This is a genomic window from Leptospira mayottensis 200901116 (assembly GCF_000306675.2).
In the GTDB taxonomy this organism is placed as follows: domain Bacteria; phylum Spirochaetota; class Leptospiria; order Leptospirales; family Leptospiraceae; genus Leptospira; species Leptospira mayottensis.
Genome location: NZ_CP024871.1, coordinates 14,532 through 39,385 on the forward strand (window position 1 = coordinate 14,532; position 24,854 = coordinate 39,385).

Annotated in this window: 22 protein-coding genes and 2 pseudogenes; 18 read left to right on the top strand and 6 right to left on the bottom strand. The window is 37.1% G+C overall.

All coding sequences use genetic code 11. The features are described from left to right. Nucleotides 1–71 precede the first annotated feature (71 nt). Nucleotides 72–287, top strand: a complete 216-nt coding sequence (locus tag LEP1GSC190_RS00060; protein WP_002746678.1) for a hypothetical protein — start codon at nucleotides 72–74, stop codon at nucleotides 285–287. Here LEP1GSC190_RS00060 and LEP1GSC190_RS00065 read toward each other — a convergent pair. Next, the gene (locus LEP1GSC190_RS00065; RefSeq protein ID WP_036036388.1) at nucleotides 278–841 is read right to left on the bottom strand and encodes a nucleoside triphosphate pyrophosphatase; all 564 of its coding nucleotides are present in this window, start codon (nucleotides 839–841) and stop codon (nucleotides 278–280) included. The genes LEP1GSC190_RS00060 and LEP1GSC190_RS00065 overlap by 10 nt on opposite strands. Nucleotides 842–901: 60 nt before the next feature. Here LEP1GSC190_RS00065 and LEP1GSC190_RS00070 point away from each other — a divergent pair, with 60 nt between their 5' ends. From LEP1GSC190_RS00070 to LEP1GSC190_RS20660, 6 genes and pseudogenes are all read left to right on the top strand, one after another. Next, nucleotides 902–1,774 carry a hypothetical protein gene (locus tag LEP1GSC190_RS00070; protein ID WP_002746527.1) on the top strand — a complete coding sequence of 291 codons (873 nt, stop codon included), beginning with the start codon at nucleotides 902–904 and terminating at the stop codon, nucleotides 1,772–1,774. A gap of 195 nt (nucleotides 1,775–1,969) precedes the next feature. Continuing rightward, a complete protein-coding gene (locus LEP1GSC190_RS00075) occupies nucleotides 1,970–2,473 on the top strand; it encodes a hypothetical protein (protein WP_036036464.1) in 504 nt (167 codons plus the stop codon). Nucleotides 2,474–2,477: 4 nt separating this feature from the next. Continuing rightward, the gene (locus LEP1GSC190_RS00080) at nucleotides 2,478–3,221 is read left to right on the top strand and encodes an SDR family NAD(P)-dependent oxidoreductase (RefSeq protein ID WP_002746537.1); all 744 of its coding nucleotides are present in this window, start codon (nucleotides 2,478–2,480) and stop codon (nucleotides 3,219–3,221) included. Nucleotides 3,222–3,239: 18 nt separating this feature from the next. Further along, the gene (locus LEP1GSC190_RS00085; protein WP_002746504.1) at nucleotides 3,240–3,848 is read left to right on the top strand and encodes an L-threonylcarbamoyladenylate synthase; all 609 of its coding nucleotides are present in this window, start codon (nucleotides 3,240–3,242) and stop codon (nucleotides 3,846–3,848) included. A gap of 218 nt (nucleotides 3,849–4,066) precedes the next feature. Then, nucleotides 4,067–5,524, top strand: a pseudogene (locus LEP1GSC190_RS00090) (FG-GAP-like repeat-containing protein); the annotation flags it as partial. 92 nt (nucleotides 5,525–5,616) lie between these two features. Beyond that, nucleotides 5,617–5,706: pseudogene (locus tag LEP1GSC190_RS20660) on the top strand (hypothetical protein); the annotation flags it as partial. Here LEP1GSC190_RS20660 and LEP1GSC190_RS00095 read toward each other — a convergent pair. Further along, complete coding sequence (locus LEP1GSC190_RS00095) at nucleotides 5,670–6,026, bottom strand: arsenate reductase family protein (protein ID WP_002746577.1); 357 nt, start codon at nucleotides 6,024–6,026, stop codon at nucleotides 5,670–5,672. The pseudogene LEP1GSC190_RS20660 and the gene LEP1GSC190_RS00095 overlap by 37 nt on opposite strands. A 548-nt stretch (nucleotides 6,027–6,574) precedes the next feature. Between LEP1GSC190_RS00095 and fliG the strand changes: the two genes are divergently transcribed. Further along, nucleotides 6,575–7,588: a flagellar motor switch protein FliG gene (gene fliG, locus LEP1GSC190_RS00100; protein ID WP_000932791.1), complete on the top strand. Its 1,014-nt coding sequence runs from the start codon at nucleotides 6,575–6,577 to the stop codon at nucleotides 7,586–7,588. A 1-nt stretch (nucleotide 7,589) separates the two neighbouring features. Here the strand turns inward: fliG and LEP1GSC190_RS20910 are convergent, their stop codons facing one another. Next, complete coding sequence (locus LEP1GSC190_RS20910) at nucleotides 7,590–7,787, bottom strand: hypothetical protein (protein WP_420844273.1); 198 nt, start codon at nucleotides 7,785–7,787, stop codon at nucleotides 7,590–7,592. Here LEP1GSC190_RS20910 and LEP1GSC190_RS00105 point away from each other — a divergent pair. The 5 genes from LEP1GSC190_RS00105 (at nucleotide 7,738) to LEP1GSC190_RS00125 (ending at nucleotide 13,047) form a co-directional block, all read left to right on the top strand. Next, the gene (locus LEP1GSC190_RS00105) at nucleotides 7,738–9,894 is read left to right on the top strand and encodes an adenylate/guanylate cyclase domain-containing protein (protein ID WP_420844274.1); all 2,157 of its coding nucleotides are present in this window, start codon (nucleotides 7,738–7,740) and stop codon (nucleotides 9,892–9,894) included. The genes LEP1GSC190_RS20910 and LEP1GSC190_RS00105 overlap by 50 nt on opposite strands. A gap of 128 nt (nucleotides 9,895–10,022) precedes the next feature. Beyond that, complete coding sequence (locus LEP1GSC190_RS00110; protein ID WP_002746649.1) at nucleotides 10,023–10,619, top strand: hypothetical protein; 597 nt, start codon at nucleotides 10,023–10,025, stop codon at nucleotides 10,617–10,619. Further along, complete coding sequence (locus LEP1GSC190_RS00115; protein ID WP_002746623.1) at nucleotides 10,591–11,805, top strand: LIC10025 family lipoprotein; 1,215 nt, start codon at nucleotides 10,591–10,593, stop codon at nucleotides 11,803–11,805. Before LEP1GSC190_RS00110 ends, LEP1GSC190_RS00115 begins: the two co-directional genes overlap by 29 nt. A 171-nt stretch (nucleotides 11,806–11,976) precedes the next feature. Further along, a complete protein-coding gene (locus LEP1GSC190_RS00120; protein ID WP_002746582.1) occupies nucleotides 11,977–12,681 on the top strand; it encodes a urate hydroxylase PuuD in 705 nt (234 codons plus the stop codon). A 3-nt stretch (nucleotides 12,682–12,684) separates the two neighbouring features. Continuing rightward, nucleotides 12,685–13,047 (top strand): c-type cytochrome, encoded by a 363-nt coding sequence (locus LEP1GSC190_RS00125; RefSeq protein ID WP_036036385.1) that lies wholly within the window; start codon nucleotides 12,685–12,687, stop codon nucleotides 13,045–13,047. A gap of 542 nt (nucleotides 13,048–13,589) precedes the next feature. Here the strand turns inward: LEP1GSC190_RS00125 and LEP1GSC190_RS00130 are convergent. The 3 genes from LEP1GSC190_RS00130 to LEP1GSC190_RS00140 form a co-directional block, all read right to left on the bottom strand. After that, nucleotides 13,590–14,438, bottom strand: a complete 849-nt coding sequence (locus tag LEP1GSC190_RS00130) for an inositol monophosphatase family protein (RefSeq protein ID WP_002746586.1) — start codon at nucleotides 14,436–14,438, stop codon at nucleotides 13,590–13,592. Between the two features lie 19 nt (nucleotides 14,439–14,457). Beyond that, nucleotides 14,458–15,363 carry an LIC_10030 family protein gene (locus tag LEP1GSC190_RS00135; protein WP_002746652.1) on the bottom strand — a complete coding sequence of 302 codons (906 nt, stop codon included), beginning with the start codon at nucleotides 15,361–15,363 and terminating at the stop codon, nucleotides 14,458–14,460. A gap of 279 nt (nucleotides 15,364–15,642) precedes the next feature. Beyond that, nucleotides 15,643–17,619, bottom strand: coding sequence for a beta-galactosidase (locus tag LEP1GSC190_RS00140; protein WP_002746674.1), 1,977 nt, complete (start codon nucleotides 17,617–17,619; stop codon nucleotides 15,643–15,645). Nucleotides 17,620–17,809: 190 nt separating this feature from the next. Between LEP1GSC190_RS00140 and LEP1GSC190_RS00145 the strand changes: the two genes are divergently transcribed. The 5 genes from LEP1GSC190_RS00145 to LEP1GSC190_RS00165 all read left to right on the top strand — a co-directional run bounded on the left by LEP1GSC190_RS00145 (nucleotide 17,810) and on the right by LEP1GSC190_RS00165 (nucleotide 24,746). After that, a complete protein-coding gene (locus tag LEP1GSC190_RS00145) occupies nucleotides 17,810–18,667 on the top strand; it encodes an Hsp33 family molecular chaperone HslO (protein WP_002763645.1) in 858 nt (285 codons plus the stop codon). 7 nt (nucleotides 18,668–18,674) lie between these two features. After that, on the top strand, nucleotides 18,675–19,244 hold the full coding sequence (gene tsaE / locus LEP1GSC190_RS00150) for a tRNA (adenosine(37)-N6)-threonylcarbamoyltransferase complex ATPase subunit type 1 TsaE (RefSeq protein ID WP_002746670.1): 570 nt from the start codon (nucleotides 18,675–18,677) through the stop codon (nucleotides 19,242–19,244). Then, nucleotides 19,241–19,921 carry a tRNA (adenosine(37)-N6)-threonylcarbamoyltransferase complex dimerization subunit type 1 TsaB gene (tsaB, locus tag LEP1GSC190_RS00155; RefSeq protein ID WP_002746606.1) on the top strand — a complete coding sequence of 227 codons (681 nt, stop codon included), beginning with the start codon at nucleotides 19,241–19,243 and terminating at the stop codon, nucleotides 19,919–19,921. Before tsaE ends, tsaB begins: the two co-directional genes overlap by 4 nt. A 5-nt stretch (nucleotides 19,922–19,926) precedes the next feature. Then, a complete protein-coding gene (locus tag LEP1GSC190_RS00160) occupies nucleotides 19,927–22,194 on the top strand; it encodes a ribonuclease R family protein (RefSeq protein ID WP_002746640.1) in 2,268 nt (755 codons plus the stop codon). Between the two features lie 1,049 nt (nucleotides 22,195–23,243). Then, nucleotides 23,244–24,746, top strand: a complete 1,503-nt coding sequence (locus LEP1GSC190_RS00165; RefSeq protein WP_036047833.1) for a tetratricopeptide repeat protein — start codon at nucleotides 23,244–23,246, stop codon at nucleotides 24,744–24,746. Nucleotides 24,747–24,854: the final 108 nt, after the last annotated feature.

Consider the following 24,854-nt stretch of genomic DNA (forward strand, 5'->3'; position numbering starts at 1 on the left):
AAATTGTTCTGGTCCTTAAAAAAACGAAAGAATTATTTAAAGTAAAGGATCAATTCTCCGAAGATTAAAATATGAATATCAGTTCCGGAGTCCAGAGGATTTCTTTTCCGAATGAGGCTTTAGCTTACGTAAGTCCGACCCGTATGGGCGGAAAAATACAAGCCGTGGAACCGATTCGCCGTGAAGATTTTAACGCCGATTATAACTCGGGCAGAATCAATTCGTCCTCCACTTCCAAAGAATTTATACCGACAACTCGCGGCAGTCTGATCGATTTTTACGCCTGATTTCCTTTTAAATATTTTTTCCAAAGTTTGTGGTATTGCAGAAACGTTCGTATCGGAAATCCAAGTATATTCGTGTACGATCCGTCAAAAGATTGTACAGGGCCTTCCTTATCCTGAATCCCGTAACTTCCAGCCTTATCAAAGGGAGAATATTTTTCAATGTATTCTCGAATTTGTTTATGATTCCAAGAACGAAAATGGACTTGAGAAAACTCGAATGCAAATCGTTCGAGTCCTTTATAATAGATTCCTAGTCCCGAAGCGACTTTATGAGTTTTTCCGGACAACTTTTCGAGCATTTTCTCTGCTTCAGAAAAGTTTTCAGGTTTTTGAAAAATAAAATTCTCTTGAACGACAATTGTGTCACAGGAGATCAAAAATTCGTCTTTGGATCTTGTGCCTAATTTGGATAAACATATCCTTTTCAAATATTCCAAAGGATGTTCGTTTTTTAAAGAGCTTTCATCTATGTCTTCCGGTTCGATTCTGAAATCAAGATCTAAGGATTCCAAAATGTATTTTCTGCGAGGAGATCTAGATCTGAGAACCATCATAAATCCACGATTCGGGAAAAGCCTTGCCTTGCATCCGTTTTCCTGCCGATATTGGTACGGATGAAAAAGAATCAACGAACTCTGTCGAATAAAATCGGATGTGCAATTTGTGTACTTTTTCTTGCTTGTAACGTTTCTATCTTTTCGCAAACGGTCCCAGGTGAATCTAAAGACTCAAAGCAAAAGCTTCCATCCGATCGGGAGTTAATCGAAACGGGAAAGTTGGAATCTATAAGAAAGAAAACTTACCTCGGATTGAAAGGAATTAGAGTCTCTCTTTTGAACTTTGGAAAAAAACAAGATTTGGATAAACTCGCCGCTGATTACGGACAAGCTGAAACTCTTTATCTGAAAGCCGAATACGGAAATGCTACGGCCATGTTTGAGAATATTTTTAAAGCAATTATTCTTTTGGAAGATGCAATTCGTAAAGACTACGAAAGTAGAACAATTCAATTGGGACAGGAACTGGTTCCTATGATTGTGTCGATTCGGTTGGATGAAAAAAACAAAAATCGATCAATTCTTCCAGTATTAGAAAAGTATTATACTCGTTTCGGAGAAACATCGAAGACTTCTTCCAAAGAGTTAGAAAGGGGAGAAAGGACTTCCGCTCTTTATTATCAAAAACAGTCCCTTCTTTCGCTTTACCAAGCTAAGATTCTTTTGGGAAAAAGCGAGGATTCCGGGCTTTCTTTTTCGGATAAAATTTCCAAAAATAAAATTCTCGATTCTGATTATCTAAAACCGGAAGAAATGATTTATTGGGATGATGCGCAAGGTCGTTTGAATACAACGGCGGAAGAAGAAAGAAAAAAAGATAGAGCGAGAACTTTAAGGTGGTACGAATTAAAAATGGGAATTTTTTCCGAAAAGCCGCAGAAAAAAAATGAAACTAAAAGTCAGGATCTTCCTTCTTCAAAGCCTTATTAATACGAATAAAACTAGAATATTTGAAATAATGAATATATGATTCTTTTTTATAAAAAATATTTGTCTGGTGTTTGCATCGCAAAGAAGTATCTTTTTACTGCGGTTATCTCATTTTTATGGTCATTCTATAGGGAAAAGACCTTGCAACTTGACATTCTTGATAAGATTAAAGAAAATGTAGGACTTTCGTCTTTTTTGAATCGTTTGATAAATTTCAGAACGTTCCGTAAAAGACTTTGGATTTGTTTTTTGATTTTTCTCGTGTTTCCTTCCTGTAGGAGAGGAAGTTTTGATCGAGTCAAGGAATCCAGCCTTCAATATCTTTGCAAAAGGTATCTTCTTTTTTGCGATCACATCGTTGCTAAAATCGATATGTTCGACTGTGATCCGTTGCACAATATGTATAAAAGCGATGGAACTCATTATATTAATCGAGAAATTTTAGTGGATGATCTCACTGTGGAAAAAGAGGAAAAGGAAAAGGAAATTTTCGATCCTTATTCTGAAAAAAAACCTAAAAAAGAAAAAGTAAAAGATACGAGTTCTGATTTTGGAAAAAATATTCGAATCGATTCTCGCAAGCTCGTTCGTATTTTCGATACGGAGCGCGGAAAAAAACCGTCAATGGCAAACGGTGAAGAATCCATCGAAGAGATTCGACCTTGTTATCCGGTAAAACCGCAATATAATCAGGAGTAATTTGTTGAACGATTTATTTAACGTAAAAGGTAAAACGGTTTTAGTGACTGGGTCCACCCGTGGGATTGGAAGACATCTTGCAGAAGGTTTTAAAAACGCTGGGGCGATCGTTTATGGAACGGGTTCTTCGAAAGAATCGATCCGGAAATTCGACGGCTCCGGCATTAAGGGTTATGCCGCGGATATTCGTCAACAGGATGTAATGATGCCGATCATTGAATCCATCGTTGAAGAACACGGAAAACTCGATGTACTTGTAAATAACGCCGGAATTGCTTCGAATAAACCCGCCGCTTTTTTAAAAGAAGATGAGATCCAATCTATCGTTCAAACGAATTTTACGGGCGTATTCAGAGCTTGTGCGGCTTATTATAGGATTCATAAAAAGAAAGGTGGAAATATCATCAATGTTGCTTCTATTCTTGGAATGAGAGGAACGAAATTTGCCTCTGTCTACTCTGGGACTAAGGGGGCGGTTATTAATTTGACTCGCGCTCTTGCTGTCGAATGGGTCGGTTCCGGTTATCGTGTGAACTCAATTTGCCCCGGTTTTATCGATACAGATATGACGGAAATGATCAAAGAAAAACCGGACGTTTTGGAGCAAATGATGAATTCAATTCCAATGGGAAGACTTGGAAGTCCGGATGACTTAGTAGGGGCCGTGATTTTTTTTGCAAGCGATGCATCCGCTTATGTTACTGGGCAGACAATTGTGGTCGACGGAGGAATTACTGCAGGGCTTTAAAAACGAGTCTAATCTTTAATGATTCTTTCTCTTCATCCGATTAATCCTGAAAATAGAAAACTCCAACAGATTTCAAACAGATTATTGGAGGGAAGCGTTTATATTTTTCCGACGGATACAGTTTATGCTTTGGTTGCGGATTCTCAATCTAAATTTGGTGTTGAAAAGTTATATGAATTGAAAAATATTCCGAAAAACCAACCCCTCTCTTTAATCTGTCCTAGCATTTCAGTTGCTTCCAATTATATTGAATATCTTTCAAACGAAGCGTTTCGTTTGATGAAAAGGATCACACCAGGACCGTTTACGTTTATTACCCGTGCCAACAAACACTTACCAAGAATTTCTTTTTCTAACCAAAAAGAGAAACAAATCGGAATTCGAATTCCGGATGCGATTTATTTGCAAAAGTTACTACAGGTTCATCCAAATCCATTAACCTCCACTTCTGTATTTGCGAACGATGAATTTATCATCGAAGTTGATTTATTGGAACGAGTCTATGGAGCCCGTGTTGAAGGAATTGTCGATGGAGGAATTGTGAAAATGGAACTTTCAACGATTTTAAATATGACGGGTGACAAAATGACGATTGTAAGAGAAGGAAAAGGATTTGAATTTTTATGATTGATGTCGAATTAAAAATTTCTTTAGTAGATTCCTAGGAACTCTAATTCAAAAAGGTATAAAACTAAGTAAGGTTCCGTCTCTTTTATCTAAGACGCTTATATTTTAGTAAAAGGATAGTTCGGGGTACGTTTGTTATGAAACGGTTTCCATATTTTCTTTGTGTCTTTTTTCTTTTTTACAATTGTGCAGTTAAACCCGTAAAAAATGCCTGCGACATGAGCAGTTCTCTTTTTTACAAATCTTTATTACTTAACTTTTTTGTAACTTCGGGCCAGACTTCGGTCTGCGGAATCAATGTTAGATTATCTCAACCGACGATCCTTAATATAAAGTCGAAAGGTCTTTTAAATACCGGTTTTTTAATCGGAGAAATAGATTCTTCTGCCTCGGGGGTTCAAGTTGCTTTGGATTCGGGTCCGTTCGTGGATGCACAAATATCAGGAACTCAGTGGCGGTTCCAACTTCCTGCTGCGGGAATTCCAACTACAATTCCTTCGGCAGGTGTTTGGAAGGACTGGAGTTTGCACACGATTTCGGTTCGATCCACTTCTAGTGAATTGACTTCTACTCCGATCACGATTGACGTTCAAAAGGGATCGAACAAAGACATAAACGGGGACGGTTATCCGGATGCTTTGATTGGTTCTCAAGTTGCAAATCGTGTAAGGGCTTATCTTTCTCTTGGAAAAACAAAAGGTTTAAATTCTGTTCCGATAACTTTGTTAAATGGTGCGGGCGGTTTCGGATATTCCGTTAAATTGGGAGATATTGATGGAGACGGGTATGCGGATGCCGTTGTTGGAAGTGCATCGAATACGTTCGAGATTTATCTTTCGCTTGGATCAACAGGCGGGCTTTCGACTACACCGGTCAGTTCCATTCCTATAGGTACAGGTGGTTTACTCAACGTGGATGTAGGGGACATTGATGGGAACGGTTTTTCGGACATTTTGGTCGGTGCGCCGTACGATTTGGGAAACATTGGGCGGGTTTATTCTTATTTGTCCAATGCGATTGTGGGACAAGGAATTACATTTAGCCAGCAATTGAACAATCCGGGAAATGTGGGAAGTGCATCATTTTATGGATATGCGATTACATTAGGTGATGTGAATGGCGACGGTAGATCAGATGCAATTATTGGAGCTGTGGGTTCTGCACAGATTGGTGCGTCTTTTGTTTATCTTGCTCAAGGAGCTGGAACTTTTACCACTTATTCTCAAACGATTACGGGTTCGGCTGTAAACGAATGGTATGCAAATTCAGCCGTTGTAACGGATGTAAACCGAGACGGTTTTGTGGATTTATTTGTGGGTGCTTATCAAGAGTCGGCTGGGGCTGGTAGAGTACATTTATATTTATCTAATTCTGGTGTTCTTGTTAATACAATCAACGGTCCTATATCAGGAGTGCCTGGATCTCAAACCGGAACTTCGGTTACAACCGGAGATGTCAATGGGGATGGATTTTTGGATCTTCTTACGGGAGGCTATTCTTATACCTCTACGTATCCGAATCAAGGGCATGCGGTTACGTACTTAACTACGGGTAATACACTCGGTTTAATAACCAGTTCACTGAATTTTTTAACAGTGGCGGTTAACGTAGGAAATATGGGAAATTCGATTACAGCGGGAGATATCAACGGAGACGGTTTCAGTGATGTTTTGGTCGGAGCCCCTAGTTCGGTCGGTGGAACCAATGTGGGAAACGTTTATCTTTATTTATCTGATGGAGCGGGCGGATATACATCGTCTTCGCAAATATTTTCCGAACCCGATATAAATGGAACATTTGGAACTTCGATAGATTTATAATCTATCGAATTCGTTTTTTCCACTCTTCTTCTTTAAATCCTACAAATCCGAAATCATCTCCGAGAACAAAGGGACGTTTAACCAAATTTCCGTTTTTAGAAAGAAGGTCCAGTTGTTCCTCGATGGACATGGAGCTGAGTTTGTCCTTGAGACCTAGTTCTTTATAATCTCCGCCGGAAGTATTAAAAAGTTTTTTCGATTCGTTGTCCATATACTTCAACATCGTTTTGAGTTCCGTTTTTTTAGGAGGGATTTCCCGAATCGGTAATATTTCCAATTCTACTTTTTTGCTGGAAAGAAATTTGAGCGCATTCCTACAAGTGGAACAGTTTTTATATTCATAAACTTTCAGTTTCAAAATTATTCTCCTATTTTAATGATTTGCGATTCTTCTTTTGGGTCAAGTTTTCCTCAGGCTTATGATTTCCAAAGAAGAATAGTATTTTTTAAGTTTTTGTGGGAGTTTCACATTTAAAAGAAGAATTGAGTTTTACGAGGGCTTATAACTCAATTCGGTTGTGATATGGAGGTCCGAGTTTTAGATGAAATGAAGTTCCTTCCGGGCTTGTAAGTATTTACCACAAAACAAGAAAATCAACAAAAGAAACCACGATTATGATTGTTAAGTCTTAATAACAAAACGCAGTAGTTCCCACAGGATTACGTCCCTATACCTGACATCTTGGCTTTAAAAACTAGCATTCACATTTTCAAAAAAATACTCTTAAATTGTCCTATTACTCGTTGGCAAGGTTATTAGTGGGCTCTTACTCACTATACGAAACAATTTATAGAGAAGTGGAAAAATATCCCGACTCAAGGAAGAATTTTCTGCCATAGGTCGAAAAATCTTTTCGTTGAAATGCATTATTTTAACCGATAGGATTCTTACGGGAAGTTCCAGGCGTGTTGAATAAAAAAACAAACCTAACCGGAAGGCAAAAAGCTGCGGTCTTTCTTATTGCAGTTGGAAGCGAAGTATCTTCCGAGATTTTCAAACATCTCCGAGAGGACGAGATCGAACAAATCACGTTCGAAATTGCGCGACTCGATAAAATTACTCCCGAAGATAAAGAAAAAGTTTTAGTAGAATTCAACGAGCTAATGATGGCTCAAGAATTCATCTCCAATGGAGGAATCGATTTTGCCCGAGGTCTTTTGGAAAAGGCGCTCGGAAACCAGAAAGCAATCGACATCATTAATCGACTTACTTCTTCCTTACAAGTCAGACCGTTCGACTTCATTCGAAGAACAGATCCTCAGCATTTATTAAACTTTATTCAGAACGAACACCCTCAGACGATCGCATTGATTCTTTCTTATTTGGATCCTCAAAAAGCTTCAAATATTCTTTCCAATCTGCCTCATACCATTCAGGCGGAAGTCGCAAAACGAATTGCAACTATGGACCGGGTCAGTCCTGACGTTCTTCGAGAAGTGGAGCGAGTCCTTGAAAGAAAACTCTCTACTTTGGCTTCCGAAGATTATACGTCCGCAGGTGGTATCGATTCCGTGGTTGAGATTTTAAACTTAGTGGACCGGGGAACGGAAAAAACGATCATCGAGGCTTTAGAAGAAGAAGACCCGGAACTTGCGGAAGAGATCAAGAAAAGAATGTTCGTTTTCGAAGACATCGTTCTTTTGGACGATCGCGCGATCCAAAAAGTTATGAGAGAAGTGGACAACTCGGATCTTGCAAAAGCCTTAAAATCAGTGGATACCGAAGTTCAAGAAAAAATCTTCAAGAATATGTCTAAACGTGCCGCAAACCTCCTTCGAGAAGATATGGATTTTATGGGCCCGATTCGGATTAAAGACGTAGAAGACGCACAGCAAAAAATTGTAAACATCATACGTAAACTTGAAGACGCTGGTGAAATTGTCGTCGCCCGTGCCGGTGAAGACGAACTCGTTATGTGATCTAATCTTTCGTTTTTGGAAAAATTTCCTTCGCTTCTAATTCTTCTTGAATGGAATCTGGTTGAATGATCCGGACCCTGAAATTTTTTGTAGTCGTATCGATTTTATCCGTTTTATTTTCATGCGGATATGATTCGGATTTGGAGGTTTTGGACCTCTCACACGCTGAATGGAAGGCGAGTTTAGGAAACCATCTCAAAACTAAATTAGAGAAATCGAATATTTTTAGTTCTTTTTCTCAAAATAAAAAAGGGAATAAGGAAAAGGAACCTAAAAATTCGGAAAATTGGAAATTGATTTCCAATTTTCCAGTGGGTTTTAATTCTCTTTTTGAAATACCCGAACGGACCGGGTTCCACGAAGTGACTGTAAAAGTGGAATTTTCGATAAACTCGGATTCTACGTTCTTAAAATTACCGACTGCAATTTATTTTCCAAGCGTGGGAGAAAATTGGGAACTTTATCTCAATGGTTTTTTAATTCGAAAAGAAAAATTTCTGAAACAAACTGATGGGAAAGATGTGACTCCTTCGATTCGAAGATCTCTAAGGTCCGTAACCTTGCCTATTCCTTTCGGTGTCTTAAAACAAGGCAAAAATACAATTCTTTTATATGTAGTTGGCGAATCGAATCAGACTCCTTACATTCAAAACGATCATTTCGGGTTTTATCACGCAAGCGGATATAAAATTTCCTTATTTCAGCAGATTTATCAGTCTAATTCCGAATATTTTGGCGTTTTTTTATGTGCAATCTATTTTATATTCGGAGTTTATTATGTATTTTTTTATGTAGTACGAAAACAAGATTTGTATTATTTCTATTTCGGATTATTTTTATTTATTTCTTCCGTTTATTTTTTTTCGTCCTCAGATTTAATCTTTAAAAAGTTTATTAATCTAAATTCTCAAATCGATAGCTCTCCGTTTTTTAGAGCCGAATATTCCTCTTTGACTTTGATTCTTCCTTTTTTCTATTATTTTTTGAAGGACTATTTTTACCTGAAAGAAAGATCAGGCATAATTCCAAACTTTTTTATAGCTCTTTTGATCGGATTGTTTTTCGCGATTCTTATTTCTCCATTTTCCTGGGTGCAAGTTGTCTTTAAAATCTCTCAAATTTCGATGGCCTTCTTTTTGGTTTATATTCTTGTCTTTTTGATTCAAGCGGTAAGAAAAAAGAAACAGGACTCGGGTAAGATATTAACGGGAGTTTTTGTATGTATCGTTTTTGGAATATTTGATTTATTGAATTCTATTTTTGAAGTTTTTAGATTTCATTATTCCTTTTTTCCGATCGTTTATTTATTCTTTGTCGTTACGACCATAAACATTTTAATTTTGAAGTATGTTCGACTATACAAAGATATGGAGTTTATTAACGAAGAACTTTCCAATCAAAAAAACGCTTTTTATCGATTTGTTCCTGTGGATTTTATCAGAATTCTAGATAAGGAGTCCCCCGTATCAATTTCGATCGGGAATAACAAAGAAAAATCGATGACTATTTTGTCTTCTGATATTCGGAATTTCACAAATATTTTGGAAACGGTTCCATCAAATCAGACGATAACATTCTTAAATTCTTATCTATCTGAAATGGAAAAGATCGTTTACGAAGCCGCTGGTTTTGTGGATCAGTATTCGGGCGATGCACTACTTGCACTTTTTGCGGATTATAGCGAAAGAGTGGAAAAGGAGAATTTTAATTCTGCTGACAATGCTGTCGAAGCTGCGCTCAGAATGATGAACGTTGTTCGATCGAAAAGAATACAAAAAAATTTTTCGATTCCTTTGGAATGGAATTTAGAAATCGGAATCGGGATTAATACAGGTTCTTTGATTTTAGGAACTGTGGGAAGCGAAAGAAGAATCGATACTAATGTGGTCGGCGATGCGATCCGACTTACGTCCAAACTTCAATCTCTTACCTACTTGTACCAGGGTAGAATATTGATTTCTCATCATACTTATCTACGACTTCATAGAATGAGTGATATTGGAATTCGAATGATCGATTCGGCGTTTGTAAAAGGAAGAAATCAACCCGTGGATATCTATGAGGTGTTTGAATCCGATATAGAAGAGATAAAGGAATTTAAATTGAAAACACTGGATCTATTGTCTCAGGGGATTTCTGAATATAGATCCGGAAAATTTGGGGAAGCTACTAAAATTTTCAAACAACTTTATCAAGAAGAACCCAGGGATAATCTTTCCAAAATTTATCTGAAACGTTGTAAATTATATTCTTCTAAACCTTTGGAAAAGAATTGGGATGGTATTTTTCGATTTCAAACAAAATAAAAGTTAACCTAGAAGTTTATCTCAAAAATCTCCTACTCAATATTAAAAAGTCGTTTGTATACTTATTATGGCTATTTTTCAGATAAATTTTAAAAATAATTTATATCACAATGAAAGTTATTAACTAAATGGAAATAAAAAAAAGAAATAAGGATAGGATTTTGAAACGGGCTTTAAGTATTCTGAAAGGGAAATTACGGATTGGTTTTTTGATTCGTCTTAGAGTGTTTTTTTTTAAGATATTTTTTTTCCTGACTTTTCTTTCGTTAACGGTTTCCATTTTTTCCTCTGATCTTCCCAATTTTCAGCTCAAAGATCAAAAAGGCAAAATTTTGAATTCTAGAACTTTAAAAGGTAAAATCGTATTTCTTTTAGGTTGTTCGTATGTCGATATCGTTCTCTGTAGAAAACACGGTAGGAAGATTTATTGGAGAATGCAGAATTTGATCGACGAATCCGAAGATTTCATTGAATTTGTAGCGTTTGTCGATTTGAGGAACGCGCCGGGTGCGATTCAAACTTATATCAACGAGAACAAATCGAAAAACTACGAATCGATCTTATTAGATCCGGAGGGCATTTTGTCTTCCGGGATTCGGCCTAATTTTTCATGGTTAAGAATTTTTTCCCGAAGCAAGAAACAAATTTTCGAATCGTATTACAAAGAAGTAAATGATCAAACTGTGGATTCGCTTTATGAAATCGTACGAAAACAAGAAAAATAAAATTCGATTTTTCATCCATGTTTTGATTTGTTTTTTTCTTTTTGATTGTGTACAGAAGAAACCACAACAAGCCGCTTTTTGGAAAGAATACCTTTCCCATCAAAAAAATATTTTCAGAGAATATCCAACCGGAGGGATTAGAAACGCCTTATTCGGAAATCTAACCTCGGCGGACGTATCCCTCCTGCAAGAAAAAGATGACATGCTTTCGATCGATTTCTACCTTCAAAAAACGGATCAAGGATTTCGAAATATAATCACAACAGAAAAAATTCCCGAGAACGTTCCTTATCAAATCCACGTGGAATATTTTCCGACCTTTTTCAGGGATCAAAAAACGTTTCGAATAAAAAGAAAGACGGTTTCGATTCTTCCAACATACAGTCACCTTGATTTTTTTCATCACGTGGATCGACTGCAAAATTTCCTTCGTTCCGGTTCGAATCATTCTTCCGAACTCGCTTCGATTTCGGATACACATCGTTATCTTTGTTATGTTTGTCACTGTGATTCAGGGAGAGTGGGAAACTCTTCTTGGCTTCTTTATGAACTGAACGAATCTACAAAAATAACCTATCCACAATTTTATAAACGATTCGATAAACTTCTTAATCAAGTGTCGTATCGAATTACGATCTTTAAATCAGGAGAATTTCTAAACGGGATCGAGTTATATAACGAAGGAACTAAAACCTTCTTAAAAATTCCTGATACTCCCGAAGGTTATTGGAGTAAACCGGAAGTTCTACACATTCGTATTTCATTATCTATCCGAGTTTATGGACTTGAAATTGATATTAAAAGTTTAGGATATAAGCTTCATTTTTATTCTTCCAAAAATTATGGAAGGATTACGGGAGAGTTTTCGAAACTTCCGGAAAAAAAAATCAGCGGCCGCTTTCTTAAAATTTTTCCGCCCGGCATAGTAAATTGGTTCATTCCCGGAAACATGGAAGAATACTTTGATAGATATTTCCTTCTTCTTGTATACGGAAGTAAGGGCAATGAGGGAAACAAGTTCGAATCGGAATTTTTTCAAAACGGAGACAAGATGAAAGTGATTTTTAGATCTCAAGCTGAAATTTTTCAAGACCGTTTTACGCCATTTCATTCCTCGGATGAAATGGACGACGAACCTTCTTTTTGGGATATACTACAGAAAAATTTAATTGAGGATCTATCTTGAATCGTACTTAAAATTCATTTTTCGAAATTTGTATTTTATTTTTTCTCAAAAATTAGAATCTTTCTAAAGTGCTTGACTGAGAGCCTAAAATTCAGGATTTATTTTTAATTCTGGTGCTCCATTTTTTTAGAGTACACAAAATTATAATTCAATCGATGAATTGGAGGTATTATGGAAGGAATTGCTCTTTTTACAAGCCAAGGTTTGTATTTCATTTTTAAGTGGATACATTTCCTCGCAGGCGTCGCTTGGATCGGACTACTTTGGTACATTAATTTTGTACAAGGATCTTTTTTTGCTGAGACGGACGCGGATACAAAGAAAAAAGCGACTCAACAATTGGTTCCAAAAGTTCTCTGGTGGTTTCGTTGGGGTGCGATGTTTACTTTTCTTAGTGGCTGGGCGATGATTATCTATTCGATCGTTAACGGCACCACTCTTTCTACCGGTCAATGGCTTGCGGTAATTCTCGGAGGGGGATTGCTCGGAACTTTAATGTGGTTTAATGTTTGGTTCGTGATTTGGCCTGCTCAGAAAGTTGTGATTGCGGCCGCAAAAGGTGAAACTACAGAAAACCCTGCTCCCCGTGCGGCTAGAGGTCTTTTGGCTTCTAGGACTAATACTCTTCTTTCTATTCCTATGTTGTTTTTGATGGGTGCTGCAAGAAATCTTTCGATTTCTTTCGAAATAACAAGTGCACAAGCGCATACGTTTTTAGGGGCGATTTTGGTGATTCTTGCGATTGTAGAAATAAACGCGTTAACCGCAACACCAGAAAGTGCCACTTTTAAACCGATTAAAACTGTAAAGGGTGTTATCACATCAGGTTTTGTTCTTACTTTGATTATTTATATTCTTCTTGAGGTTCTTCTTTAATCGATGAGAGTCTGTAAAAATCGAGGCGGGTTCCCCCGCCTCTTGTTCGTTTTTATTTTCTTTATTCTCGTTTTTGCGACTTGCAAGGAAGAAGAGAATTTTTCTCCGGAACAAAAATCGATTTCTCAAGGAAAAGGTTTATATTTGACAAATTGCTCTTCTTGTCACAATCAGAATCCTGCGATGGATGGTACTATCGGGCCTGCAATTCAAGGTTCGAATTTCGAATTATTAAAGGTGAGAATTGTAGAAGGAACTTATCCTCCGGGTTATACTCCAAAGCGTACAAGCCGAATCATGACAAGACTTCCTTTAACTGATGATCAGATTCGAAACATAGAAGCATTTTTAAATGTTTCTCGATAAAAATGATCTAACTTGGTCTTAAGGTGATTTCTTATTTCTGCTATTCAAATTTGGATCCAACATTGATTAATAACTATTTTTTGATGGTTATAGCCTAACAATTGAACCACTCTATTGAATCGAAGAATTTTATATAAATATTTAAAGTCTGTCCCAAACTTTAAAGTAAATCTGCTACAATCATTCAATAAACTCGTAATAAAACGCAGGGATTCCTACGGATTACGTTGCATTCGTGATTTATACTACTTTTGTGAATTGAAATAGGTTCCTACATATTGAGACTGGCTCTGAGGTTTTGGCATAAACTCTTAAGGGAACGACAATGGAATTCGAAAATGTTTTTCAACAAACACAGAAAAACGGTCTTGAAGGAGTGAATTTTTTAAAATTATTCTTAAAATAAATACGATTTAAGAAAATTGAAAAAATCTTTTCTAAACAAAAAACAACATTCCCTGAGTGATAAAAAATTTCTATAATAAGAAACTCTTGCTTTTAAATCGTTCGGTTATTCTTTTTCTCTGAACTGATTTTAGTCCTTAATTTTTTCCGATCGAATCCCGAACATTTCTCATAATGTCTATGATCTGGGAATGAACTTTTCCGTTCGATACGACTACTTCTGAGTTTCCGGAAAAAAAATGTTTTCCACTGAAGTCTGTTAATTTGCCTCCGGCTTCGGTGAGAATTACCGAGCTTGCCGTGGTGTCCCAGAGTTTAACCCCTTTTTCCCAGATGCCGTCGAGTAGACCTTCCGCGACCCAACAAGTATCCAAAACAAAAGAGCCTGTTCTTCTCATAGATCTACCGCAACTGATGAATGCAGTGATATCAGAGATGACTTCGTTTAATATTTCTTTTCTGTTTGTTGGAAAACTCGGAACAAGCATTGCGCGTGCGAGAGATTCTGTATTGGAAACATCGATTCTAAGTCCGTTTTTGAAGGCACCTTGGGAAAGAATAGCAGAATACTTTGTATTAAGACCGGGAACAAAAACAACTCCTGCAACCGGAGATTCTCTATGCTCAAGCCCGATCGCAACACAGTAAAGAGGAATCCCTCTTACAAAGTTCATAGATCCGTCAATCGGATCCAATACCCAGCGAAAAGAATTGCTACCTTCATGTTTATAGTTGTCTTCGGAAAGAATTGAATCAGAAGGAAAGTTTTGTCTGAGATATTCCACAATGAACTTTCCCATCATCTCGTCGGCCTTATGGATTTGATCCTTCTCTTCAGTTTCAGTTGAAAAGGAGAAAGTTTTCAAATCTTTCTGAAGCTTCAGCGCCGATTCGATAAAAATACCAGAGACAGACTGAACGGATTTGATCCTGCGTTTGACTTCCTCTAAGGGAAAATCAATAGGAGGGGCGAGTGGATGGTCCATGGGTTTCTCTTTAAGAAGATTACTTTTGTTTTAAGATTTTCCAGAGCATATTACCGGAGGGTGTTACACCCCTTTCCGTTTCGAAAGAACGAAGCCAGTCGTGCAAAGGTTCTTGTTTCACTGAATCTATAGTCATGCTTTCCTGGGACAATAAAAGATCAATCAAATGCCGAAAGCTTTCAAATTGGTTAAAAATTCTCTCTTGGGAACCATCTAAAAATCTAGAACTGATCGTATGAAGTTCCACGTCGATAGGTTCGAAAATCTTACCGGGCTTCCAAATCTCTTTATTGATGTTTAGAATCGAATGAATCATCGAAATCTGCTTGGAATAATCTACGTCGTCGAAAAGTTCTGAATACGTATGTTGGGCTTTGTTAAACGAAGAAACCGTATCTACGTCGACCATAAATTCTGTCTCTTTATATTTCCGGGTTACGAAATCGACTAAAACACCGTTTTTAAATTCGAAGGATTCTAAGGGAAGAATTCTGGCTGAGAAATAAATCCTCTGAGTTCGAACTGCTGCCGTTTTTCCTTGTAATGGTTGTTTTACGATCATTGGGGTCGGTGCTCCCCCTAAATAAGTAAGTATGAAACTTACTACAAAAACGAACTTTTTATTTTCTTCCGAGGAGGGAGTCTCTTTGACCAAAAAGAGCTGATTTGATTTTTTTTTCGGCTTTGCGATTGGAAGTACATGACACCCTCTGATCAACTCTGGGATCAATTGTTGTGCTTGTAAAAGAAATTCCTTAGCGGCTGAAAAATCGACTTCGTAAACCGAAGTAGACGGAAGGATAAAACTGTCTTCGAATTGGAAGAATGCGGTATGCAAATTATCTACAAAAATCTCGTAAGGACGGTTTTGTCCTGAAACGGATACAAGAATTCGATTCAGTTCTTCAATTTGATTTACTTCCAAAAAATTTGTACCTGTTTCATTTTATTAGAGTTTGTTCCAAAATCTTAAAATAAATCATATACAATCCTACGGTAAGTTCGTAAAAAAATGTAGTTTTCACGATTGTGTTTCTTTGAGAGGTTCATGGGGTTCGAGACTTTTTCGTTGTTCAATTCCCGTAGTAATATTCTAACGTTTTGGACAAGCTCTAAGTAACTCGATAAATTTCGTGAGATTTTCAACTTATGTAGGAACAAATTTTTCAACGGACTATTCTTTTTTGAGAAATTATAGACTATTTTATTTCTTTTTAGGAAGAATCCTGACTTCATAAGGATCTAAAATCTTCAAACCTGCAAGACTTTTCTTTCCAGAATGGTTGATAAAGATTTCATAATTTTGTCTTCTACCGATTCGAAAAATCTTTTCTACATTTGGCCCGTAGAATATGAATGGAATCTTGGCCTCTTTTAAAATACGGCGATAGAGAAGCACGAAACTCAAGGGTTCCAAAGAAGATCCCACGTAAATCACTCTTCCTTTGTGATAGTAGTTTGCTGTGATTACTGGAAAACCTTTGTAGAATTTTTTTCTATCGGTGTAACGGGCCCAGACTTCCGCTGTGGTCGGTTCTAAAATTTCACAGATCTTGGAGCAGATTCCTGGAAAGTAACGGAACCGAAACTTTATCTTTTGATTTCCAACTGCTTCAAATTTGCGAACCTTGACCCCGGCCATTTCCGTAAACGGACCTGGAATTGCAGAGTCATACATCCAGCCATCCAAATTCTTAGCACCGGTTCTAAAACCCAAAACTAGAGTTCCACCTTCTTTTACAAATTGTTCCAAACGCTTAAAAACAACTTCGTTGACCATCGTGTACATCGGAAGTATTATAATTTTGTAATCCTTGAAATCAATTTTAGAGATGGGGCGGAAATGTGTGTTGACATTCAATACGTTCATTCCTGAAAACCAAGTCGCCATTTCGATGTCGTATCCTAACTGAGACCATATTACAGGAGAGAATTTTAAACCTGTTGAAATCGGCTGATGTTTCCAATTTCGCGCGTTTTCGATGTCATGTACAATTGCAACTTGGGCAGGAAATAATTCTTCCGTGAAATCTTCCGCGTGTTCTTTGATTTCTTGAATTCCGTTTTGCAATTCGTAGTAACGTTCCGTTTTTTCTTTATCATGATCTAAAATTCCATAACAAAGTTGTTCCTGCCCGAAACGTGCGGTTCTATATCTGAAAAAATAAATCGCATTCGAACCATGAATGATGGAATGTTTCATCCAAAGTTTGGTTTGTCCGGGAGCGGGAAGATAACCGAGCAGATCATGTCCTTGAAAACCGGAAATTTGTTCCATTACGGTAAAGGGAAGATTTTTCAGCCCGCGGTTATATTGCTGCATTGCCGATAGAAACGGATGAGGGAAAGGAGTTTCTTGTTCTCCCCAGGTTGGGTAGTTGTCCCAAGAGATGTAATCGAGGTACGTGGATAATTCCGCCATGTCGATGATCGGCAGAAAGGGGGAAGGATATAGATTTGTAGTGAGTGGCCTTCCGACGGAAAATTTTCTGAGAATTTGGGCCTGAAGTTTTACAAAGTCTATAATCGTGTCGGAATGGAATCGATAGAAATCTTGAATCATGGAAGGATGAAAATTACTCGCCAGATGACGACCTGGAATCGGGATTTCATCGAAAGAATTGTAAAGTATTCCCCAAAAGACATTTCCCCAAGATTCGTTTAAGGCTCGGATCGTTTTGTATTTGTTCTTTAACCAAACACGAAACGCTTTTAGGGATGTTTGAGAATGGTCTATATCGGAACCTTCGTGTCCTATCTCGTTGTCGATTTGCCAACCGATGACCGCTGGATGATTTCCAAAATGTTTAGCCATGGAGGTTACAATTTTTATCACTGCCTTTTTATAATTGGGAGAAGAAAAACAGGCTTGTCTTCTCGTGCCGATCGTTCTTTGGATTCCATCCCGTTCTTGAATTATGTCGGGAAATTTTTTAGCAAGCCATGGCGGAAAGGTCGCTGTCGGAGTTCCTAGGATTGCTGTCATTTTATTCTTTTGGATTAAATTCAGAATGTGATCGAAAAAAGAAAAATCGTATTTCCCTTCCTTGGGTTCCATAATTGCCCAGGCGAACTCCGCAAGACGAACGGAACTTAGACCCATTTCTTTCATAATGGAAATATCTTCTTTCCAATCTTTTGGGGTCCATTGTTCGGGATAATAATCGGCTCCGAATATCATTTTATCCTTCCTTTCGTTTCGAAAGAAATCTCATCAAAGGATAGATCTGAAAAGAAAGAAAACCGCCATTCCAGGTTGTCTAAGCGAAAAAATACTGTCTTTTCCAGGGAAGTTTGAAAGGATACGAATGATGTAAATTGCAACATCTACGCAATTTCAAGACTCTCATTTCTTGCCGCAAAAGGATTCCATGCAGAACCAAGATTCATTGATATACGGAGTTTTACCGGATATTCACTTCCGGTATTCCGTTGCTGAAATTTCATACTCTCTTACCGCAGCTTCAAACCTGCATAATTTGGATGATTCTAGTACAGAACTTCTTGCAAGGGCAATGATTGGCGCTTTTTTTTTAGCAGATCAGATCAAAGAAGACACAAAGGTAAGTTTGCAGATTCGGTTTAACGAGGATTCTCCCGTACATTCGGTGCTTGCTTACAGCGATAGACAAGGGAGAATGAAGGCTGTCCTTAGGGAAAGACCCGAAGAAAATGTTGAACCCGGTAAAATGATGGAAGATTATTCCGGAATTCTGAAAGTATTCCGCTGGAAAAATGGGGTTTGTATTTATCAGTCCGTAGTTCCGTATCTTAATAAAAGTTTCGAGGAAAATTTTCAAAATTATCTAAACAGTTCCGAACAAATCGTCTGTTTCGTAACTCTTTATATTCGAAAAAACGGATTTCATTGGGATGTACGTGGAATTCTTTTACAATCCTTACCAGAAGCAAAAGAAGAACACATTCAAAAAATAGCAAGTCTTTCCCAACAAATCAACACAAACATAAGCGAATTTTTAGGAAAAGATATTTACAATTGTTTGAATAAAATCGGAGAAACGACTCGTTGTGCCGTTCAAATTTTGGAGGAAGGTCAACCAGAATTTCGTTGTGATTGTTCCGAGAACAAGATCAGGGAATTGATTCAGACCTTAGGAAAAGAGGAAGCGATGCAAATTTTGGACGAAGTTGGAATGATCGAAGTTACTTGCGAATTTTGCACTTCGGTTTATCGTTTTGAAAGAAAAAAGGTGAGCGAATTATTTTGAGGAAGAATTGGAACTCGAGTTTCGGAATCTAAAACTGGAAGAATTGGATAAACCTGCCGAGTTTCTTGCGTCTTTGATTCTTTCTTCTTTAGGGCAAAACTTTCATCCTATCATTTTACTTACAGGTTCCATGGGAGTGGGTAAAACGACCTTTGCTTCCAGAGTGGTAAAAAGGATTTCACCGAATACAAACGTCAATTCTCCTACTTACACTCTCATAAACAAGTATTCGATTCCATTCGCTAAAAGTCGAAAATTCTCAGTACAAAATTTTTCTTTCGATAGCGAGTCCAATTTAGAAGAACTTAACTTTTATCATTTCGATCTTCATCGATTGAAATCTTCGCATGAATTGGAAGATTTAGGTTTTGAGGAAATTTGGGGAAAGGTAGGAATTTCCATTATTGAATGGTGGCAAATCGCGAAAGAGGATTTGGAAACATTTCCGTTAAAAATAGAAGTACAATTTAAAACGGTTTCTGAAAATGAAAGAGATATCGTATTCAAAAGTTTTGATATAGGGACCTTTCCCGTGTTAGAAAAACTATGGAAGGAATTGGAAAAAAATCCGACATGAGGAAAATTCTATTTTTTGACGCGACAAATCAGTGGATCATTGTGGAAACCTTTCATTTGAACAACGATGGGGAATTGAAGGCAATTGCCTCCTATTTCGGAATTCATCCTAGAGAATCTTCCAAATTTCTGATTCAAGAATTACAAAATGTTTTAAGGGAATCGAATTGGAAAGCTCCCGATTTGATCGTAAGCGCGCTTGGTCCGGGATCTTTCACGGGGCTTAGAATTGCGGTCGCGACCGCGAGAAACTTATCACAACTTTGGAAGATTCCATCGATCGGATTTGACAGTTTGAATGTTTATACATCGTTTTATTACCAAGAAACTGGTGATCCGGTTGTTATCGGAATCGAAGCCAAACAAAAAAAAATTTATTTCGGAATGGAGGATGCAAGAGGATTTTTCGGATCTATCGATATAAAACCGAACGATATTCTTGATAAAATTCCGGAAGATCGTTTACAGACATTCTTGACTTCTCAAAAATATTCGGATAACCCTGAGTTTTTTTCGGGGAATTCCATATTAGAAAATTTTCCTTCCGCGGCAGCGATCTTGAATCGAAACGTCGATTTAATTCATGAGGCTTTGGAATTTCCGGATCGATTTCCGTATTGGAAACTGACACCGAATTATATACGCGGGACCTACGTCGACGATAAACCGACGGTTTAGTAATTATGAATATAAAGAAAAAACAAACAAAACAAAAAAAAACCGCAGAACCTGATACGAGAAAGAAAAACTTCGGTCGCTCAAATAAGGATAAAAAAAACAGGTTCATGGGAAGATCCGAAGGATTCCCTGAAAACGAAATCGGCAGAAAAATTCTCAAATATTTTCGATCCAGAGCCGGTTCTGTGATTCAATTTAAGGATCTGACCACAAAGATTCTTAGGGAAGAAAATCAGAATTCTTACGGTAAAAAAAGAGAGAAATGGCAATTTGAAGAAAGAGAAAGGGAAATAACCGAAACACTGCAAATTCTTGAGGCAGAGGGGCTGATCGAATTAGAAAAAAAGAATATTCTCATCAATTCAAATCAAAAACTATTAGGAACGATTTCTGTCAGTAAAAAAGGGGACGGCTTCGTAAAACTTCCTTCCGGAATGGAAATATTCGTTCCAGGTCAATATGTACAATCGGCGATTCAAGGGGATCTTGTAGAAGTTCAGCCTAACGGAATCGGAAAAAAAGGAAGATTGGAAGGAGAAGTCACGAAAATTCTCAGAAGGGGACGTGATCTTTACAGAATGATCGTCACTGAAAAGGATCCTAAGTTTATTTTCGGAAAACTCTTAGACATAGATGGAGAAGAAAAAGAAGGGTACCTTCTTCGTAAAACTATTCTTATGGATCTTCAAGACGAAATCCAACTCGGGGACGTTCTGGTCGTAAAGCTTAAAGAAGAAACCGAACACGAAAAAAATCTCTACGAAGTTCAATTTCTACGTTTTGAATCTGATACTAAAGAAGATTTGGATCTTATGAGAATGTTGATGAAATACAATTATAGCATTCTTTATCCTGAGAATATAGTATTAGATCTTCCGGAAGAAGTGAACGAAAGCACCGTAGATGATTGGGGATCTCGTGTTGATCTTAGAAATTTGAAATGTATTACGATCGACGGAGAATATTCCAAAGACTTCGATGACGCGATCAGCTTTGTGGAAGAAAAAAATCGGATTCGATTTTATGTTCATATTGCCGACGTTTCCTACTACGTAAGACCCGGAACCGATTTGGATGAAGAGGCGTACAATCGAGCGACTTCCGTATATTTGGGAAGTAGAGTTGTTCCTATGTTACCGCCGGATTTGTCTGAAAACCTTTGTTCCTTGCTTGCCGGGAAAAATCGTTTGGCCTTTACGGTGGAAATGGAAGCTGATTGGAAAGGGAAAATTACTCATGCTAAATATTATAAAAGCATAATTAATGTTGCGGAAAGATATACATATAACCGGGCGGAGTCAGAAATCCTATCGGGTGACCCTAATAATTGGATTTTAAGAATGAACGAATTCGCCAAAGTACTTCGAGCCAGAAGGATTGAAGACGGAAGAGTGGATTTGAATTTAAAGGAAAATAAAGTAGTTACCGATTCCGAACACAATGTAGTCGAAATCTCTGTACAAGATAGATTGCAAGCACATATTCTCATCGAAGAATTTATGCTTTCAGCAAATATTAAAGTTGCTGAATATATTCGTAAGAAAAAGTATCCCACTTTGTATCGCGTTCACGAACCGATGAACGAAGAAAAGATAGAATCTCTTAATGCATTTTTGCAGCTAAACGGAATTAAAATTTTATTAAAGGATTCAAGTTACGAAGCGATTCGGACGGTTTTGAAAGAATTGGAAGGAAAACCTGCGGAAAGGTTATTCAATATGTTTTTGCTCCGAACGTTTATGCAGGCTTATTATTCCGGAGAACATCTCGGGCATTGGGGTTTAGGATTTGAGGACTATTGTCATTTTACTTCTCCGATCCGAAGATATCCTGATTTAGTTTGTCATCGGGTTTTACAACAAATTCTTTCGGGTAAAAAACCTCTTTATGCTCCGGAAGAGGTGGTGACTTTGGGTTTGCATTGTTCGCATCAGGAACGAAAGGCGAGTGACGCTGAACGAGATTATTATAAACTCAAAGCGTGTCGTTATTTGGAAAAAACAGGCATCAAAGAATTTTCCGCAACGATTACCGGTTGTAAGCCGTATTTGATTTTCGTAGATTTGGAAAATCCTTCCGTAGACGCTTGTTTAGTTTCTTCAGAATTTACAGATGAAGGCGAAATTCGGTTGGAGACGGATTTTTCATTTTATTCGAAAAAATATTCTAAGATTTATACACTTGGAGATAAGATCGAAGTTGAACTTGATCGAGTCGATTATGAGGAGATTAGAATTTTTGTGAAAATGAAAAAATTCCAGAAAAAAATATAAACAAAAAATAAACTTGGAGTGTTTTCTACAAGAATCGATTTTTAAAACTCGGTTTTAAATCTAGGAGATATTTTTCTCAAAAGAACACCAATTCCTGATTTTGATCTTGACGATTAATACTTAACTTGGGTTAACAAATGCGAAAGCGATTATTATGTTGCGATCCGTAAAGAGCGCACTTTAGTTTGATAAACTCAGCTGAAACGCTTTTTACGAAAGCGTTTCAGCTATGAAGCTGGCGGGCGATTCTCCTGAACTTTTTTATATTGAATTCACGTTATTTACGGCTTCAATTGACGCCGAAAGTGTTCTTTTGTTGCTCAGAAAATCAGATTATAATTTATCTCAAAAATATCTGTGAGCAATCGGAATCGGCGTTTTAAGTAAAGATAAAGTATTTTTGAGATGGCTTAGTCACTTTTTTGATTTCTTTTTACGGATTGAAACAATTTCAATGATCAAAAAGTATTCCAACGTAAGCGCAGAAATTGTATTGATTTAAGGCGGATCAACCGGGAACGGAACTTTCGTAAAATGGTCTTAGGGAATAGGAAGGATTTTGTTCGAACTCACGCCGAATGACGGTAAAAATATACTTCAAGGAGATACAACGCGGCCTGAGCTTATCTTTCCGTGTATGGGAGAGTCCGTTTATAATGGGCCATAGTCCCAAATTCGGTTGATTTTTGAAAAAAATTCAATCCCAAAAATTTACTCATACATAGAATTCACGTGGATCGATTCGAACAACGAATTCTACCTAAAAAGAGCCATAGATCCAAACAAGGGATTACAGAGACATTTATACAATAGTCGCTTTCGTATATCCGTGAATTACTATGATGAATTTGACACTTCCGAGTTTTTTAATCCCTCGAGTTAAAAAGACCAGAAAAATTGAACTTATTACAAAATAGTTTATAATATATGAACATGTTTAGGGGTAAAGTAAGGTCTTTTTGGGGATGTATTTTAGGAAATTTATTATAAACCAAAAAGGGACTACAAATTCACTTTTAAAAAAGGTTTCCTTTCCGATATTTGGTTCTATGGCTTTTCGAATTTTGTTTTTTTCGATTTTTTTGTGTTCTTTCTTAACTTCGTTATATGCGGATTTGAAAGAAGGTAAAAAGTTTTATGCAAAAAAGGACTTTTCCAAGGCCATGGATGAGTTCCAAAAGTTTAACGATACAAATCCGGCGTCCGGTGAAGCGTGGATGTACATGGGTTATATCTACGAATATAGGAAGGACTATCCCAAGTCCATTCAAAGTTTTAAAAAAGCAGTCAGTCTTAATTTACCTAAAAGGGATTTAGTCAACTGTTATCAAAAAATCATTCTCTATTTTAACTATCAAAGGGATTATCATGAGGTGATTTCTTACTCAAATCGGCTTTTGAGAATCAATCCTGATTTAACTCATATTCAGAAAATAAAAGCTACTGCAGAGGAAAGACTTTCTTCTGGTCATGTGGTGCATCATCGTCCTAAAAAACATACGGAAGAATCAGAGATTGATGGACCGAATACGGAAGAAGATTATCTTAAAATTCTTAAGAAAGAACCAAATGACGTTTCCGCTCGTTGGAATCTTTCTCTTGTTTATGCAAATCATAAAAAGTTTCAACAGGCAGAAAATCTTTTGGAAGAACTTGTAAAGGACTTTCCCGAAAAGGATGATTATCTTTACAAGTATGGTGTTATTCTCATTCGTCTTGAAAAATATTCGGAAGCTCTTGAGGTTTTAGATAAACTTGAGGATAAGATCGGAATGAATAACCCTAAGATGTTATATTATACCAATTTAAACCAAGCAGTTGCATATCATAAAATGAAGCATTATGAAGAGGCGGTAAAATATTATAGAAAATCTTACGCTATAAATGGTACGATCCAACCCTTAATCGGATTGACGAAACTTAAATACGAGATTAAAGATTGCGAAAATTCGATTAAAACTGCCGAGAAGGCACTTGAATTTGGCGAAAGGACGCATGAGATTCGAATGTATTTGGCCCTTTGTAAAATTCAAAATAAAGAAGAAAACGAAGGATATGCCATATTAAAGGAAATCGCCTCCAAACTGGAAAAAGAAAATCCAGAGTTCAAAAATTTGCCCGATGTTTACAACGATGGAATTTTAAAATTAGCCCGTTATTATACAAATCATGGAGAATACACAAAGGCTCTTCGTTATTTTCATTCTGTTCAAGTTTCTGAGGAAGAAGAAAGAGAATATCGCTTTTATTTGGGTAAAGCTTATTATTATACTGGAAAGGTAGACCAAGCGATTTTACTTTTAGTAAAAGTAAACGGTTCTTCAGGTGCGTATTACTTATTAGCAAAATGTTATGCGAATAAGGACGACCTTGAAAAGACTATGGAATATATACGTAAAGCCGCAAATATGAAACCGGAAATTTGGTCGGCCGCGGCGGAAGAAAAAGAATTCGACCGATTCAAGGAAAAATCTTCCTTTAAATCTTTTTTAGAGACTAAGGGATCCGATCAAGAAACGAATCAGAATTCTCAGGCTTTGGATAAGACTTGAATTTATTGTAGGACTTCCTCTTAAAAATCATCCTTAAAATTATGTAAAGTCTTTTGGGATGACTTTCGTTATAAACAGAAGACAAACGAATTTACGTTTGTAAATCCT